We start from the raw sequence: 13192 nt of genomic DNA, 5'->3' as shown, positions 1-13192 counted from the left end.
CGCCGCGCTGCGTATGCTTGCCGCCTTTCCCCCAGGGCGTACGCCGATGCCGTTCACCGCTTACCTGTACCCGGTGCTGTTGCTGGTCGCCAGCAACGTGTTCATGACCTTTGCCTGGTACGGGCACCTGAAGTACAAAAGCGCGCCGCTGATGCTGGTCATCATGGTCAGCTGGGGCATCGCCTTCTTCGAATACTGCCTGCAGGTGCCGGGCAACCGCCTCGGCAGCGCGGTGTACTCGGCGCCGCAGCTGAAGGGCATGCAGGAAGTGATCACCCTGCTGGTGTTCGCGGTGTTTTCCGCGTTCTACCTGGACCAGCCGCTGAAGTGGAACCACTGGGCCGCGTTCGCGCTGATCGTGGTAGCCGCGTTTCTGATGTTCAAGGAATAGGAATGAAGTACGGCTTCTGCCTGCGCGCCCTGCTGGTCGGCGTGCCACTGCTGCTGGCGATGTCGGCCACATCGGCCCGCACTGCGCCTGGCCATGTACCGGACCCCGTACAGGCCTTCGTACTGGACACGGTGCTGGCCGATGAGGTGCGCGCCTTCCACGAGGGCCACCAGACCTATCTGGTGGCGACCGATGTTGCGCGCACCCGCAGCGATGCCGAGGCCCTGGCCGACCTGCGCGCGGAGTTCGACCGGTTCTACCAGGGCCAACCGAAGCCGCGGAAGGAAGTAGCGCACATGGCGATCCTGGTCGCGCAGACGGCGCTGCTGCTGCCCGACCGGACTGCGTGCAGCACCGACCGCGCGCGCTGCAGCGAAGCCATCATGGGCGTTCGCACGCGCGATGACGAGGCGAGCCTGCAGGCCACCCTGCGTGCGTTCCAGGACGCCGGGCTGGACCTGGGCACCCTTGGCGGGCCGGTATCCTGAGCCGGACGCGTGCCGAGCAAGCTCGGCACCTACCCAAAGCGGAGGTAGATCCACGCCATGCGTGGATGCGGTTCACAACGCCTGCTGCTTCGCCCAAGCCACGGTCTTACCCATCGCACGCTGCAGTCCCGAAAGCGTTATGAACACGCAGAGCTCGTCCTTGGCATTGTCCTCCCCTACCCGATTGTGGACCTCGGTGCAGTCCGGGTGACTCTCGAAAATGACGATGCCGACGATGTTGCCGCAGGTCAGATGCTTAGCGGAGAAAATGTGGTTGACTTGGCTGTCTTTCGTACCATCGACGAAGAAGACGTTGTAATGCGGCTGCGGAAGTCTTCAGCACGTAAATTGGCCGCCTGGATGCCGGCCCTGAACGCGCCGAGGAAATGCTGTTCGAGACGAACATATACCTGCGGATCGGACAGGTAGGTTTCGACCACCTGGCGCTCTTGCACGTGCATCAGCGAACCTCATTTTCGAACAATGGAATCGCAAAGACACGGACCACGTCATGACCTGGGGGACCATCAGTGCGACTCTCGCAGAAGCGAAATCCAGCGAGCATGCCAGCGTCTTCGAACACGGAGCGAACAACGTCGATTTCAGCCGAAGCCACCCTGCCGGATTCGTGCCGACGGCGGTTCCCGAACGCGAGGCCCTCGGAGCCTGGATAGTAGAAGACGCTTGGAAGCAGGATGCCCTCTTGCGCGTGCAACTCGAAGTCGGTGAAGCTCAATGCGAGGAACATCTCCGAGCCCGTACCACCGCGCGCCTTGCCAGCAATGCGGACGATTGAAAGGACGTGACTGCAAAGACTGAGCAGATAGGCCGATGTCCATCGAGGCCCAAGGCGCTCCAGCACTCCATCGATCCGACTCAAGCGCGAGACAAGTTCCACCTCCTCGAAGTGGTCGATTTCGAGATAGAAGCTGTCGATGTCGTCGCAGGATTCACCGGACAACAGTTGACTGCAGAGTTCGGAGAGTTTCATCAACCGGCATGATCATGGGTGAATGAACCACCCACCCTATCGCACACCCAACCTACGATCGGAGGTTTCGAGGAAATTTGGCTAAATGCGTCAAAACAATACGCATCATGCGCCATGTAACGCGACCGCAAGCATGGATGCCACGTGCAATCGCCGGCGAAGAGCGTGCCGAGCAAGCTCGGCACCTACCGAAGCAGATGTCCGCTCAGTAGATCCACGCCACGCGTGGATGCGCTGCCGGAGAGACGCAGTCGAGCATGGCTCGACGCTACAAGGGGGCTTTTTCCACGTACTTGGCGAAGACCTCGTCGATCTGCGCGTCCTTCACCTTCTTCCCGTCCTGGATGTCCTGGGCCTGGGTGAACAGCGGGATGATCATCGCCATGCCGTCCAGCTTGGTCTTCAGGTGCACGCCCGGGGCCTGGCCAAGGAAGCCGTCCCAGCGCTGGCGCACCTTGCCCCAGTAACCGGCGGTGGCTTTCCAGTAATCGCGGGCCGGGGTGAAGTCGACCTCGGTGGTCTTGATGTAGTCGTTGAAACCGAACTCGCGGGCGATTTCCACCTGGCTGCCGTCGGCGTTGCGCTGCACCTTGGTGTTGAACTGCTCGTGGGTCCAGCCGTTCGGGGTCAGGGTGTGGCGGTTGATCACCGCCAGCGCGTTGTAGTCGCTGCGCTTGGTGTACTCACGACGCGGCAACGGGCGCCAGCTCAGATCGCTGGTCCAGGTCGCCACGTTGTTGTCATAGCTCCAGCGGCCGGTGCCGCAGTAGCGCGGCGCATCGCTCACTTCGTACACGCACTGCGTCCAGGCGCCCTGGTTCTGCGCGGCCGGGATGGTACGTACCAGCCAGGTCTGCTCGGCGCTGAATTCGAAACGGTTGGGCGCTTCGTACACCCAGTCCTGCCGCCAGTGCTTGGTCACATGGCCGCTCTTTTCATCCAGCAGCAGGTGCTGCAGCACCACACGTTTCGGGCTGTCTTCCACCACCACCACCACTTCGTTGCCGCCGCTGCGCATGGCCGGCGCGCGTTCGTAGCCCGGCTTCAGCAATACGGTTTCGTCGAAGGCGAAATCCACGGTGTACTCGCCCTGCATGGCCAGGATGCTGGCGTGGTCGCGGGCGATGTCGGAGGGCTGGGCGTGGGCTGCGCCGGTGGCGGCGAGCAGCAGCATCGCACTGGCTGTCTGCAACTTCATCGAAATTTCCTTGCTCTACGGTTCATGGAAAGGCCATCCGTGGCCGGCAGTCGTTCCATCAGGCGCGTTGCCGCGGGCGCGTGCCTACAGGCGCACCAGCGGCAGATCGTCCGGCGCGCGCGGGGCCGGGCGGCGCGCGGCGTCGGCACAGCAGCAGTCATCGACGGCCAGTTCGCCTTCCGCGCCTTCCAGGCGGGCGATGCGGCGCGCGGTGGCCGCCCCCAGCGAGGACAGCGTGGACAGGCTGGCGGCCAGCGTACGGCCCTCTTCGGCCGCATGCAGGCGCAGTGCGCACAGGCGCCAACGCTGCCCGCCCAGATGGCCGGCCAGGCGCCGCCACAGCCGTTCGCCCACGCTGCCATCGACATCGCGCGGCGGCGCCGACGGCAACGCGGCCACCAGCCGGTCCCAGGCCAGGAAATCACTGTCCGGCAGCAGGTACAGGCGCCACACGCAGCGGCCGCGGGCATCGAGGAAACACAGGCTTTCGCGCAGGCCTTCGCTGTCCACGCCCTGGCAGGCGTGGACCGAAACCGCCTGGCGCCAGCCACCGATCTCGCTGCCATCGGCGTGGTACAGGCACAGCACGGTGCCGAGCGCGGCCAGCTGCGCCGGCGTGGGCCAGACCTGCAGCGGCACCCGCGGCAGGGACGACGACAGACGACGTGCAGACAGGGCTCGGCTCATGGGATTCACCAGGAAACGGCAAGACTGGCCGACAGCGTGCGGCCGGGGCTGGTATAGCGGTCCAGTACGCTGCTGCTGGCCGACAGGGTCGAGCCAACGTTGGACCAGTCGATGTAGCGTTTGTCACCCAGGTTGAACACGCCCACGTTGAAGGTGGCGCCGGGGGCGAAGTTCCAGTGCGCCATCAGGTCGGCCACGCCGTAGCCGGCCGGGCGGTAGACCGTGGCCGAAGCGACCCGGTCCTTGCGCTTGACGAAGGTGCCGGCCAGCTCGACGCCCCAGGTATCGGTGTCGTACATCAGGCCGACCGTGCCGCGCATCGGGTCCACCGAATCCAGCGGGGTGTCTTCGGTCTTGTTGTCACCGCGCGACCAGGCCACTGCGCTGCGCAACGCCCAACCCTGCAGCGCGGGGCTGATCTGGCCGAAATCCACGCCGGCCTTCAGCTCGGCGCCGTAGATGCGCGCATCGGCGATGTTGCGCGACTGGAACACCATCAGGCCCTGCGCGTTGGTGCCGACCAGCGACTGCGACTCGATGAAATCCTTGTAGTCGTTGTAGTAGCCGCTCAGGCTGACGTACGCCGCCGGCGACAGGAAGCGCAGGCCCAGTTCCACGCCATCACTGGTTTCCGGCTTCAGATCCGGGTTGGGAATGGCGGTGTAGCCGAAGGCGAAGTTGGTGAAGCCCAGGTTGACGTCGTTGTACGGCGGCGAGCGGAAACCGCGCGAATAGCCGGCAAACAGCGACCAGGCATCGGTGAAGCGATAGACCATTCCCAGCTTGGGCGAAACGCTGGTTTTTTCCAGCCTGGTGACGGCAACGCCGGGATTATCCTGGGCGAAGATCGAATCCACGTCCGGCTTCAGCTCGTAACGGTCCACGCGTACGCCCGGCACCAGCGACAGCTTGCCGCCGGCCATGCGCATTTCATCCTGTGCATACAGGCCCAGTTCGGTGGTCTTGCTGATCGGGAAATCGCGCACCGGGAACACATCGGGCAGCAGCGTGCTGGTCACCTGGCCATTGGCCAGCACCTGATAGCCATCGCGCTTCTGCCGGATCTCGGTGCGCGCGCCTTCGAAGCCATAGGTCAGTGCGTGTTCCACGCTGCCGGTGCTGAAGGACTTGTTGAACTGCGCCTGCAGGCCATACACCTGCTGGTCGAAATTGAACTCGCGATGGCGACGGGTGCGGTTGGCACGGTCTTCGTCGGTGACCTGGGTGGTTTCGCTGTGCTGGCTGTAGACCTGCCAGTGCAGGCTGTCGGCGAATGCCTTGTCCAGCGCATCCATTTCATGGGCGAAGGACACCCGGGTGCGCTCCTGGGTGTCGTGCGCCTTCATGCCGGTGGTGGTGGTGCGATCGATCAGCGACAGCACATCGGTATCGGTGCTGTCTTCGTTGCCTTCCACGGTCAGGCGGAAGCGCTGGTCTGCGCTGGGCGCGAACACCAGCTTGGCCAGGCCGCTGCGACCGTCGCGATCCTGCGGGTTGGCCGCGGTACGGGTGTTGTCGCGGCTGCGCACGTCGCCCTGGTTGTCGGTTTCCTGGCCCTGGCGATGGTTGATGTTGACCATGCCGCTCCAGCGGTCGCCACCGAAGGCGGTGGTGATGCCGCCCAGCAGGCCTTGCCACTCACCGTCGTAGCCGAACTTCAGGCCAACGTAGCTGTCCTTGCCATCCTTCAGGTAATCGGTGGGGTCCTTGGTGACGAAGGCCACCACGCCACCCAGCGCATCGGAGCCGTACAGCGAACTGGCCGGGCCGCGCACGATCTCCACGCGCTTGAGCGTGTCCAGATCGGTGAAGTTGCGGTTGGCGTTGGAGAACGAGCCGATGCTGAAGCTGGTCGGCATGGCGATGCCATCGGTCTGGATGCGCACGCGGTTGCCGTCCAGGCCACGGATGCGGATGCTGCCCAGGCCGAAGCGGGTGGCGCTGCGGCTGGCCGACAGACCCGGCTCGTAGCGGATCAGGTCCTGGATGTCCTGCACCAGATGCCGGTCCATCTGTTCGCGGTCGATCACATCCACCGTGGCAGCCACATCGCTCACGGCGCGTTCGGTCCGCGTGGCGGTGACCTGCACGCGATCAAATTCGCGCGCGTCCGGCGCGGCATCGGCTTCGGCGGCGGCATGGGCGGACAGGGGCAGGGCCATCCACAGGGCGATCGACAGGGCGGTCTGGCGGGTCATCGGTCTTGGGTCTTCGGGCAAACAGGGGGAACCCCCGGCCACCGGCACGCAGAACGTGCACGGACAGCCGAGGGGGAGAGAGCGGGAGCGGACGGGTCGCCCACCCTGCCAGCGGGCCGGCAGGTGGGAGGGATGCGGGCGACCGGGCCGCGTTACTTGGTCAGGATCAGCTTGTCGTTGCTGGTGTGGCGCAGCCGATAGAAACGGTCGCCGTGCTGGATCAGGATTTCACGACGGCCCTTGAGCAGGGCTTCGCTGTCAATGACCTCTTCGGCCGGAACGGCACGCACCGGGCGGTCGCGGAGGGTCAGCGTTTCGGGGCGCAGCAGTACAGGTTGAGCATTCATGAGCGTCTGGACTCGTGCGAGGGACGCGATAGATGATAATGATTCTCAGTTGACAATCAACAACCATTCTCAATTCGAGCGATGAGAATATCTATTGGATTCTGAATTCCAATAGACAATGACTATTGAGTGGGTGGAGTCGAGCTTGCTCGCCTGCTCTTGCTCAGGAGCAGTCGAGCAAGCTTGACTCTACGAAAGGCGTGGCGCGCGGGTTCGGCGCCACCAGTCAGACGAACGCGGCTTCCACCCGTGCCCAGCCGGCCTCGTTCATCTGCGCCAGCACGTCCAGCGCCTGCAGGTTCTGCAGCAGCTGCGGCACGCGGCTGGCGCCGAGGATGACGCTGGACACATTCGGGTTGCGCAGGCACCAGGCAATGGCCAGGCTGGCCGGGGCATGCCCCAGCTCGCGGGCGACCTGGCTGAAGCGGCGTACCTGGGCCAGGCGCGCGGCGGCGTTGGCGCCCAGCACCAGGTCCTGCAGCCAGCCCATGCCGTCACGGCCCAGGCGCGCGTCGGCGGGAATGCCATCGTCGTACTTGCCGCTCAACAGCCCCGACGCCAGCGGCGAGAAGATGGTGGTACCCAGGCCCGGGGCTTCATACAGCGGGGCGTACTCCACTTCCACCCGCTCGCGGTGCAGCAGGTTGTACTGCGGCTGCTCCATCGACGGCCCCTGCAGGTTGTGCCGCGCGGCCACTTCCAGCGCCTGCTGGATCTGCGCGGCCGACCACTCCGACGTGCCCCAGTACAGCACCTTGCCCTGCCGCACCAGGGTGTCCATGGCATGCACGGTCTCGGCGATGGGCGCGTCCGGATCCGGGCGGTGACAGTAATAAAGGTCCAGATAGTCCACCCGCAGGCGCTTGAGCGCGGCGTGGCAGGCATCGGTTACATGCTTGCGCGACAGGCCGCGCTGGGTCGGCCGCGGGTCCTTGGCACTGCCGAAGAACACCTTGCTGGACACGCAGTAGCCGTCGCGCGGCAGCCGCAGATCGGCAATCACGTCGCCCATCACCTGCTCGGCGCGGCCGTTGGCATAGCCCTCGGCGTTGTCGAAGAAGTTGATGCCATGGTCCCAGGCGGCGGCCACCAGGTTGCGCGACTCGTCCCGGGCGACTTGGTCGCCGAAGGTCACCCAGGCGCCGAAGGACAGGGCGGAAATCGGCAGGCCGGTGGAGCCCAGGCGACGGTAGAGCATGACAATCTCCTGCTGCAGGCCCGCATCCGGGCCGGGATCGAGTCCCCATTCTACCTGTCCCGGCAACCGCCAAGCCCTTGCCGTTGCTGGCTTGTTCGGTGCCGATGGGAACCGGCAGACGGCTTTTCCTTGCTCCGGCCCCTGCCCTGCACTAGGCTTCCCGTTTTTCGCGACGCCCCAGGGGAGTCACCACATGGTCGAAGGTTTGGGCAGGATCGGCTTCGGCCTGTTCGGGTTGGCGGTGCTGATCGGCATCACCTGGCTGTTTTCCAATAACAAGCGCGCGGTGGACTGGAAACTGGTCGTCACCGGCATCACCCTGCAGATCGCGTTCGCGGCGCTGGTGATCCTGGTGCCGGGCGGCCGTGATGTGTTCGATGCCCTGGGCAAGGGCTTCGTGAAGGTGCTGAGCTTCGTCAACGAAGGCTCGGGCTTCATCTTCGGCTCGTTGATGGACACCAAGAATTACGGCTTCATCTTCGCCTTCCAGGTGCTGCCGACCATCATCTTCTTCTCGGCGCTGATGGGCGTGATGTACCACCTGAACATCATGCAGGGCATCGTGCGCGTGATGGCCTGGTCGATCACCAAGGTGATGCGCGTGTCCGGTGCGGAAACCACCAGCGTCTGCGCCAGCGTCTTCATCGGCCAGACCGAGGCGCCGCTGACCGTGCGCCCGTACATTCCGAAGATGACCCAGTCCGAGCTGCTGACCATGATGATCGGCGGCATGGCCCACATCGCCGGCGGCGTGCTGGCGGCCTACGTGGGCATGCTGGGCGGTGGCGACCCGGTGCAGCAGGCGTTCTACGCCAAGCACCTGCTGGCCGCCAGCATCATGGCCGCGCCGGCAACCCTGGTGGTGGCCAAGCTGCTGATTCCGGAAACCGGCACCCCGCTGACCCGCGGTACGGTGAAGATGGAAGTGGAGAAGACCTCCAGCAACATCATCGACGCCGCTGCTGCTGGCGCCGGCGATGGCCTGAAGCTGGCCCTGAACATCGGCGCCATGCTGCTGGCCTTCATTGCTCTGATCGCCCTGCTGAATGCCCCGCTGACCTGGATCGGTGATGTGACCGGCCTGGCTGCCGCCATCGGCAAGCCGACCAACCTGTCCACCATCTTCGGCTACGTGCTGGCGCCGATCGCCTGGGTGATCGGCACCCCGTGGGCCGACGCCACCACGGTGGGCTCGCTGATCGGCCAGAAAGTCGTGATCAACGAGTTCGTGGCCTACACCGAGCTGTCGCAGATCGTGAACGGCCAGGTGGCCGGCGTGAGCCTGTCCGACGAAGGCCGCCTGATCGCAACCTACGCGCTGTGTGGCTTTGCCAACTTCAGCTCGATCGCCATCCAGATCGGTGGCATCGGTGGCCTGGCCCCGGAACGTCGCCACGACCTGGCCAAGTTCGGCCTGCGCGCGGTGCTGGGCGGTACCATCGCTACCTTCATGACGGCCACCATCGCCGGCGTGCTGACCCATTTCAGCTGAACCCCTGTTTGAGAAAAGATTCCCTATGAGCAGCAGTGTCGTTGTCGTCGGTTCCTTCAATGTCGATCACGTGTGGCGGTGCGAAGCACTGCCGGCACCGGGTGCGACCATTGCCGGCCGTTACAGCACCGGCCCCGGTGGCAAGGGCTTCAACCAGGCCGTAGCCGCCAGCCGCGCCGGTGCCGACACGCACTTCCTGTGCGCGCTGGGCGACGACGCCGGTGGCGCCATGGCCCGTGACCTGGCCGCGCAGGATGGCTTCGCCCTGATCGCCGAGGCCAGCAGCGAGCCGACCGGCACCGCCGGCATCTACGTCGATGCCCGTGGCCGCAACACCATCGTCATCGGCCCTGGCGCCAACGCCGCGCTGAGCACCGCGTTCCTGGAACAGCAGCAGGCGCTGCTGGCCGGTGCCAAGGTGGTGCTGGTGCAGCTGGAATCGCCGGTGCAGACAATTGAGGCCGCACTGGCTGCGGCGCGCGAAGCCGGTGTGACCACCGTGCTGAACGCCGCACCGGCCGACGCCCCCTCGAGCATCGGCCTGCTGAAACTGGCCGATGTGATCACCCCGAACGAGACCGAGTTCGCCGCCCTGCTCGGCCGCCACGTGGGCGAGCGTGTGGACGCCGACGACGTGGCCGCACTGGACGGCGCCAGCCTGCACGCGCTGTGCCGCAAGCTGGTGGGCAACGGCACCGTAGTGGTCACCCTGGGTGCGGTGGGTGTATTCGTGTCGCATGCCGACGAGCAGCTGCGCGGCGATACCCAGCCCTACTACCGCGTGGGTGCCGAACAGGTGCAGGCGATCGATACCACCGGTGCCGGCGATGCGTTCAACGGCGCACTGGCCGCCTCGATCGCCCAGGTGCCGGACGCCCCGTTCGCGCGCCATGTGCGTTTCGCCAACCAGTTCGCCGGCCGTTCCACCGAAAAGGAAGGCGCAGCCGCGGCCATGCCGCGCTTCACCCCGGCTGACGTGTAAACCCACGCCCTGCGTGGATGAGAACCCCGGGCATGCCAGTGCCCGGGTTTTTTTGTGTCCGCCGCCCGCCCAGCCGCCCACCATGGCCCAGCCCTTGGGGCGGTGGAAGCAACCGTCAAGCATCTGCTGATTCCGGTGCGGCATGACCTCGGTCCGGATCGGCCTGAATGGGCGCCCCTGGCGGCGGGCCTTCGCCCCGCCCGCGCCCTACAATGGGCACATGCAGATTGGCCCGTACACCATTGCCCCCAACGTCGTGCTGGCGCCCATGGCCGGCGTCACCGACAAACCGTTCCGCCTGCTGTGCAAACGGCTGGGTGCGGGTCTGGCCGCCTCGGAAATGACCATCAGCGACCCGCGCTTCTGGAACACGCGCAAATCCATCCACCGCATGGACCATGACGGCGAGCCGGCCCCGATCAGCGTGCAGATTGCCGGCACCGAGCCGCAGCAGCTGGCCGAGGCCGCCCGCTACAACGTCGACCACGGCGCGCAGATCATCGACATCAACATGGGCTGCCCGGCCAAGAAGGTGTGCAACGCCTGGGCCGGTTCCGCGCTGATGCGCGACGAGGCGTTGGTGGCACGCATCCTGGAGGCGGTGGTGAACGCGGTGCCGGTGCCGGTCACGCTGAAGATCCGCACCGGCTGGGACTGCGACCACCGCAATGGCCCGCTGATTGCGCGGATTGCCGAAGACAGTGGCATTGCCGCGCTGGCGGTACACGGCCGCACCCGTGACCAGCATTACACCGGCCAGGCCGAGTACAGCACCATTGCCGAGATCAAGGCTGCGCTGCGCATTCCGGTCATCGCCAATGGCGATATCGATTCGCCGCAGAAGGCCGCGAAGGTGCTGCGGCAGACCGGCGTGGACGCGGTGATGATCGGCCGTTCCGCGCAGGGCCGTCCGTGGATCTTCCGCGAAGTGGCGCACTACCTGGCCACCGGCCAGGAACTGCCGCCACCGTCGCTGGCCGAAGTGCGCGACATCCTGCTGGGTCACCTTCATGCATTGCACGCGTTCTACGGCGAACCGCAGGGCGTGCGCATCGCCCGCAAGCACCTGGGCTGGTACGCCAAGGACCGCCCGGAAAACGCTGCCTTCCGCGCCGTGGTGAACCGCGCCGAAGACCCGGCCAGCCAGATCGCACTGACGGCCGAATACTTCGACCGCCTGATCGCCGGGGAGCCGGCCATGCCCACAGCCGCCTGACCACGCCGGCCCCGTCGTTATCGGACGACGGCCTCACCCCGTAGAGTCGAGCTTGCTCGACTGGCTTTCCCGAACAGTCGAGCAAGCTCGACTCTACAAGAGAACACCATGACCCCGCCGATCTCTTCCCCCACCTATCTGCACGGCTTTTCCGGCACCGAACAGCAGCGCCTGATGACCCAGGCGCGCCTGCTTGAATCGAGCATCTTCGGCCAGATCGACTACAGCGGCGCCCGCCGCTTGCTGGAAGTGGGCAGCGGCGTGGGCGCGCAGACCGAGATCCTGCTGCGCCGTTTCCCCGACCTGCACGTGACCGGCGTGGACCTGAGCGAGGCCCAGCTGGCCACGGCGCGCGAGAACCTGGCGCGCACGCCCTGGTGCAGCGACCGCTACACCCTGCAGCAGGCCGATGCCGGTGAACTGCCGTTCGAGGCGCGCAGCTTCGATTCGGCCTTCCTGTGCTGGGTGCTGGAGCACGTGCCTTCGCCTGCCCGCGTATTGAGCGAAGTCCGCCGCGTGCTGGCGCCGGGCTCGCCGGTGTACATCACCGAAGTGATGAATGCTTCGTTCCTGCTCGATCCGTATTCGCCGCACATCTGGCGCTACTGGATGGCCTTCAACGACTTCCAGTACGACCACGGCGGCGACCCGTTCGTCGGCGCCAAGCTGGGCAACCTGCTGCTGGCCGGCGGCTTCCGCGACGTGCATACCGAAATCAAGACCATCCACCTGGACAACCGCGAACCGGCACGCCGCAAGACCATGATCGCGTTCTGGGAACAGCTGCTGCTGTCGGCCGCCGACCAGCTGCTGCAGGCCGGTGCGGTGGACGAAGACACCGTCGAAGGCATGCGCCGCGAGTTCCGGCTGGTACAGAACGACCCCAACGCCGTGTTCTTCTATTCGTTCGTGCAGGGCCGCGCCACGGTGTATTGAGAACCCATCCACGCATGGGGTGGGTCTACGGGGTGTGCCAGATGCGCTGCCACATCACTGCCAGCCGGCCCTTCATCTCGGCCCGCGCCTGCGGGCTGCTGTAATCGGTGCGGCGCTGCTCGGGCACGATCGGCTGCCACTTCCCGTCGGCCTGCCGGGCGACGGCGAAGTTGAAGGTGTAGTCCGGTTCCAGGCCCATGCGCAGATCGCTCAGCACCAGCGTGCCATCGACCACCTGCGCGCGCATGAAGCCGCGATTGAACCATTGCAGGCGCTGCACCGCGGGCAGGCCCGCCACCTCGCGCAGTGCCTGTACGTTCGACGCATGCCCTTCGAACTGCATCGGACCGCTGTCGGCCAGCAGCGAACGGTCGCCCACCACGTAGCCATTGGGCGTCATCGCCACCACCCGCCACAGCAGGGTGTTGAACGGCATCGGCACCGAGAAGCGCGGCGCATCGCCCAGGCCCAGCGCGGCCAGGCTCTGTTGCGCGGCCTTGTCCACCTGCGCCTTGGCCACCAGCCCCCAGCCCAGGTACGTACTGCTGACCAGCAGCGCCACGCCCAGCACCTTGCCGGCCCAGGGCCGCGCGCGACCGAACCAGGCCAGCACGCAGCCCAGCAGCAGCCACACGGTGTAGGCCGGGTCGATGATGAACACACTGGAGCCCATTGCAGGGGGCGGCTGCAGCGGCCACCACAACTGCGTGCCGTAGACAGTGAACGCATCGAGCAGCGGATGGGTCACCAGCGCCAGCTGGATCGCCCAGAACCAGCGCAGCGGCGACTGTGCCACGCGCCCATGGCCGAAGCGCTTGAACAGCCACCAGATCGTGGCGGCCACCCAGGGCAGCACCAGCAGCGAGTGGCTGAAGCTGCGGTGCTCGACCATGTTCGCCACCGGGTCGCTGGCGGTGAAGCCGAGCCAGAGCGCGTCCAGGTCCGGCAGGGTGCCCAGCGCCGCGCCGGCCAGCAGGGCCGCGCGGCGATGGCCGGGCGGAGCGATGGCTGCAGCTACCGCGCCACCGAGTACGATCTGGGTCAATGAGTCCATGCCGCGATGCTAGC

The 13192-nt window shown here is 66.0% G+C and carries 14 protein-coding genes; 6 read left to right on the top strand and 8 right to left on the bottom strand.

Annotated features, from left to right (window positions below; translation table 11 throughout):
* The first annotated feature begins 46 nt into the window (after nt 1-46).
* The gene (locus C1922_RS03780; RefSeq protein WP_108748571.1) at nt 47-391 is read left to right on the top strand and encodes a DMT family protein; all 345 of its coding nucleotides are present in this window, start codon (nt 47-49) and stop codon (nt 389-391) included.
* Between the two features lie 2 nt (nt 392-393).
* Nucleotides 394-879, top strand: coding sequence for a hypothetical protein (locus C1922_RS03775; protein ID WP_108748570.1), 486 nt, complete (start codon nt 394-396; stop codon nt 877-879).
* A gap of 248 nt (nt 880-1127) precedes the next feature.
* Here the strand turns inward: C1922_RS03775 and C1922_RS03770 are convergent, their stop codons facing one another.
* From C1922_RS03770 to C1922_RS03740, 7 genes are all read right to left on the bottom strand, one after another.
* The gene (locus tag C1922_RS03770) at nt 1128-1340 is read right to left on the bottom strand and encodes a hypothetical protein (RefSeq protein WP_108748569.1); all 213 of its coding nucleotides are present in this window, start codon (nt 1338-1340) and stop codon (nt 1128-1130) included.
* Nucleotides 1340-1870: a hypothetical protein gene (locus tag C1922_RS03765; RefSeq protein WP_108751472.1), complete on the bottom strand. Its 531-nt coding sequence runs from the start codon at nt 1868-1870 to the stop codon at nt 1340-1342. Before C1922_RS03765 ends, C1922_RS03770 begins: the two co-directional genes overlap by 1 nt.
* Nucleotides 1871-2138: 268 nt before the next feature.
* Nucleotides 2139-3068 carry a DUF6607 family protein gene (locus C1922_RS03760; protein WP_108748568.1) on the bottom strand — a complete coding sequence of 310 codons (930 nt, stop codon included), beginning with the start codon at nt 3066-3068 and terminating at the stop codon, nt 2139-2141.
* Between the two features lie 84 nt (nt 3069-3152).
* Entirely contained in the window at nt 3153-3755 is a 603-nt protein-coding gene (locus C1922_RS03755) for a Hemin transport protein (protein ID WP_108748567.1), read from the bottom strand.
* Nucleotides 3756-3760: 5 nt separating this feature from the next.
* Nucleotides 3761-5953, bottom strand: a complete 2193-nt coding sequence (locus tag C1922_RS03750) for a TonB-dependent hemoglobin/transferrin/lactoferrin family receptor (protein ID WP_325051579.1) — start codon at nt 5951-5953, stop codon at nt 3761-3763.
* 152 nt (nt 5954-6105) lie between these two features.
* Nucleotides 6106-6300, bottom strand: coding sequence for a hemin uptake protein HemP (locus C1922_RS03745; RefSeq protein WP_108748566.1), 195 nt, complete (start codon nt 6298-6300; stop codon nt 6106-6108).
* A 226-nt stretch (nt 6301-6526) separates the two neighbouring features.
* Nucleotides 6527-7498, bottom strand: a complete 972-nt coding sequence (locus C1922_RS03740; RefSeq protein WP_108748565.1) for an aldo/keto reductase — start codon at nt 7496-7498, stop codon at nt 6527-6529.
* A gap of 193 nt (nt 7499-7691) precedes the next feature.
* On the opposite strand from C1922_RS03740, the gene C1922_RS03735 reads away from it, so the two are divergent.
* From C1922_RS03735 to C1922_RS03720, 4 genes are all read left to right on the top strand, one after another.
* Entirely contained in the window at nt 7692-8990 is a 1299-nt protein-coding gene (locus tag C1922_RS03735; RefSeq protein ID WP_108748564.1) for a nucleoside transporter C-terminal domain-containing protein, read from the top strand.
* Between the two features lie 25 nt (nt 8991-9015).
* Entirely contained in the window at nt 9016-9972 is a 957-nt protein-coding gene (locus tag C1922_RS03730) for a ribokinase (RefSeq protein WP_108748563.1), read from the top strand.
* A gap of 220 nt (nt 9973-10192) precedes the next feature.
* Complete coding sequence (gene dusB, locus C1922_RS03725) at nt 10193-11188, top strand: tRNA dihydrouridine synthase DusB (RefSeq protein ID WP_108751470.1); 996 nt, start codon at nt 10193-10195, stop codon at nt 11186-11188.
* 108 nt (nt 11189-11296) lie between these two features.
* Nucleotides 11297-12124, top strand: coding sequence for a class I SAM-dependent methyltransferase (locus C1922_RS03720; RefSeq protein ID WP_108748562.1), 828 nt, complete (start codon nt 11297-11299; stop codon nt 12122-12124).
* Between the two features lie 25 nt (nt 12125-12149).
* Here C1922_RS03720 and C1922_RS03715 read toward each other — a convergent pair whose 3' ends face one another.
* The gene (locus tag C1922_RS03715; protein ID WP_108748561.1) at nt 12150-13178 is read right to left on the bottom strand and encodes a metal-dependent hydrolase; all 1029 of its coding nucleotides are present in this window, start codon (nt 13176-13178) and stop codon (nt 12150-12152) included.
* Nucleotides 13179-13192 lie beyond the last annotated feature (14 nt).

The organism is Stenotrophomonas sp. ZAC14D2_NAIMI4_7, assembly GCF_003086675.1.
Taxonomy (GTDB): domain Bacteria; phylum Pseudomonadota; class Gammaproteobacteria; order Xanthomonadales; family Xanthomonadaceae; genus Stenotrophomonas.
This window is presented reverse-complemented; position numbering and strand designations above follow the sequence as displayed.

Excerpts from the sequence above, each read along its gene's own strand:
- C1922_RS03780 (WP_108748571.1), top strand. The coding sequence starts at position 47 with ATGCCGTTCACCGCTTACCTGTACCCGGTGCTGTTGCTGGTCGCCAGC.
- C1922_RS03775 (WP_108748570.1), top strand. The coding sequence starts at position 394 with ATGAAGTACGGCTTCTGCCTGCGCGCCCTGCTGGTCGGCGTGCCACTG.
- C1922_RS03770 (WP_108748569.1), bottom strand. The coding sequence starts at position 1,340 with ATGCACGTGCAAGAGCGCCAGGTGGTCGAAACCTACCTGTCCGATCCG.
- C1922_RS03765 (WP_108751472.1), bottom strand. The coding sequence starts at position 1,870 with ATGAAACTCTCCGAACTCTGCAGTCAACTGTTGTCCGGTGAATCCTGC.
- C1922_RS03760 (WP_108748568.1), bottom strand. The coding sequence starts at position 3,068 with ATGAAGTTGCAGACAGCCAGTGCGATGCTGCTGCTCGCCGCCACCGGC.
- C1922_RS03755 (WP_108748567.1), bottom strand. The coding sequence starts at position 3,755 with ATGAGCCGAGCCCTGTCTGCACGTCGTCTGTCGTCGTCCCTGCCGCGG.
- C1922_RS03750 (WP_325051579.1), bottom strand. The coding sequence starts at position 5,953 with ATGACCCGCCAGACCGCCCTGTCGATCGCCCTGTGGATGGCCCTGCCC.
- C1922_RS03745 (WP_108748566.1), bottom strand. The coding sequence starts at position 6,300 with ATGAATGCTCAACCTGTACTGCTGCGCCCCGAAACGCTGACCCTCCGC.
- C1922_RS03740 (WP_108748565.1), bottom strand. The coding sequence starts at position 7,498 with ATGCTCTACCGTCGCCTGGGCTCCACCGGCCTGCCGATTTCCGCCCTG.
- C1922_RS03735 (WP_108748564.1), top strand. The coding sequence starts at position 7,692 with ATGGTCGAAGGTTTGGGCAGGATCGGCTTCGGCCTGTTCGGGTTGGCG.
- C1922_RS03730 (WP_108748563.1), top strand. The coding sequence starts at position 9,016 with ATGAGCAGCAGTGTCGTTGTCGTCGGTTCCTTCAATGTCGATCACGTG.
- dusB (WP_108751470.1), top strand. The coding sequence starts at position 10,193 with ATGCAGATTGGCCCGTACACCATTGCCCCCAACGTCGTGCTGGCGCCC.
- C1922_RS03720 (WP_108748562.1), top strand. The coding sequence starts at position 11,297 with ATGACCCCGCCGATCTCTTCCCCCACCTATCTGCACGGCTTTTCCGGC.
- C1922_RS03715 (WP_108748561.1), bottom strand. The coding sequence starts at position 13,178 with ATGGACTCATTGACCCAGATCGTACTCGGTGGCGCGGTAGCTGCAGCC.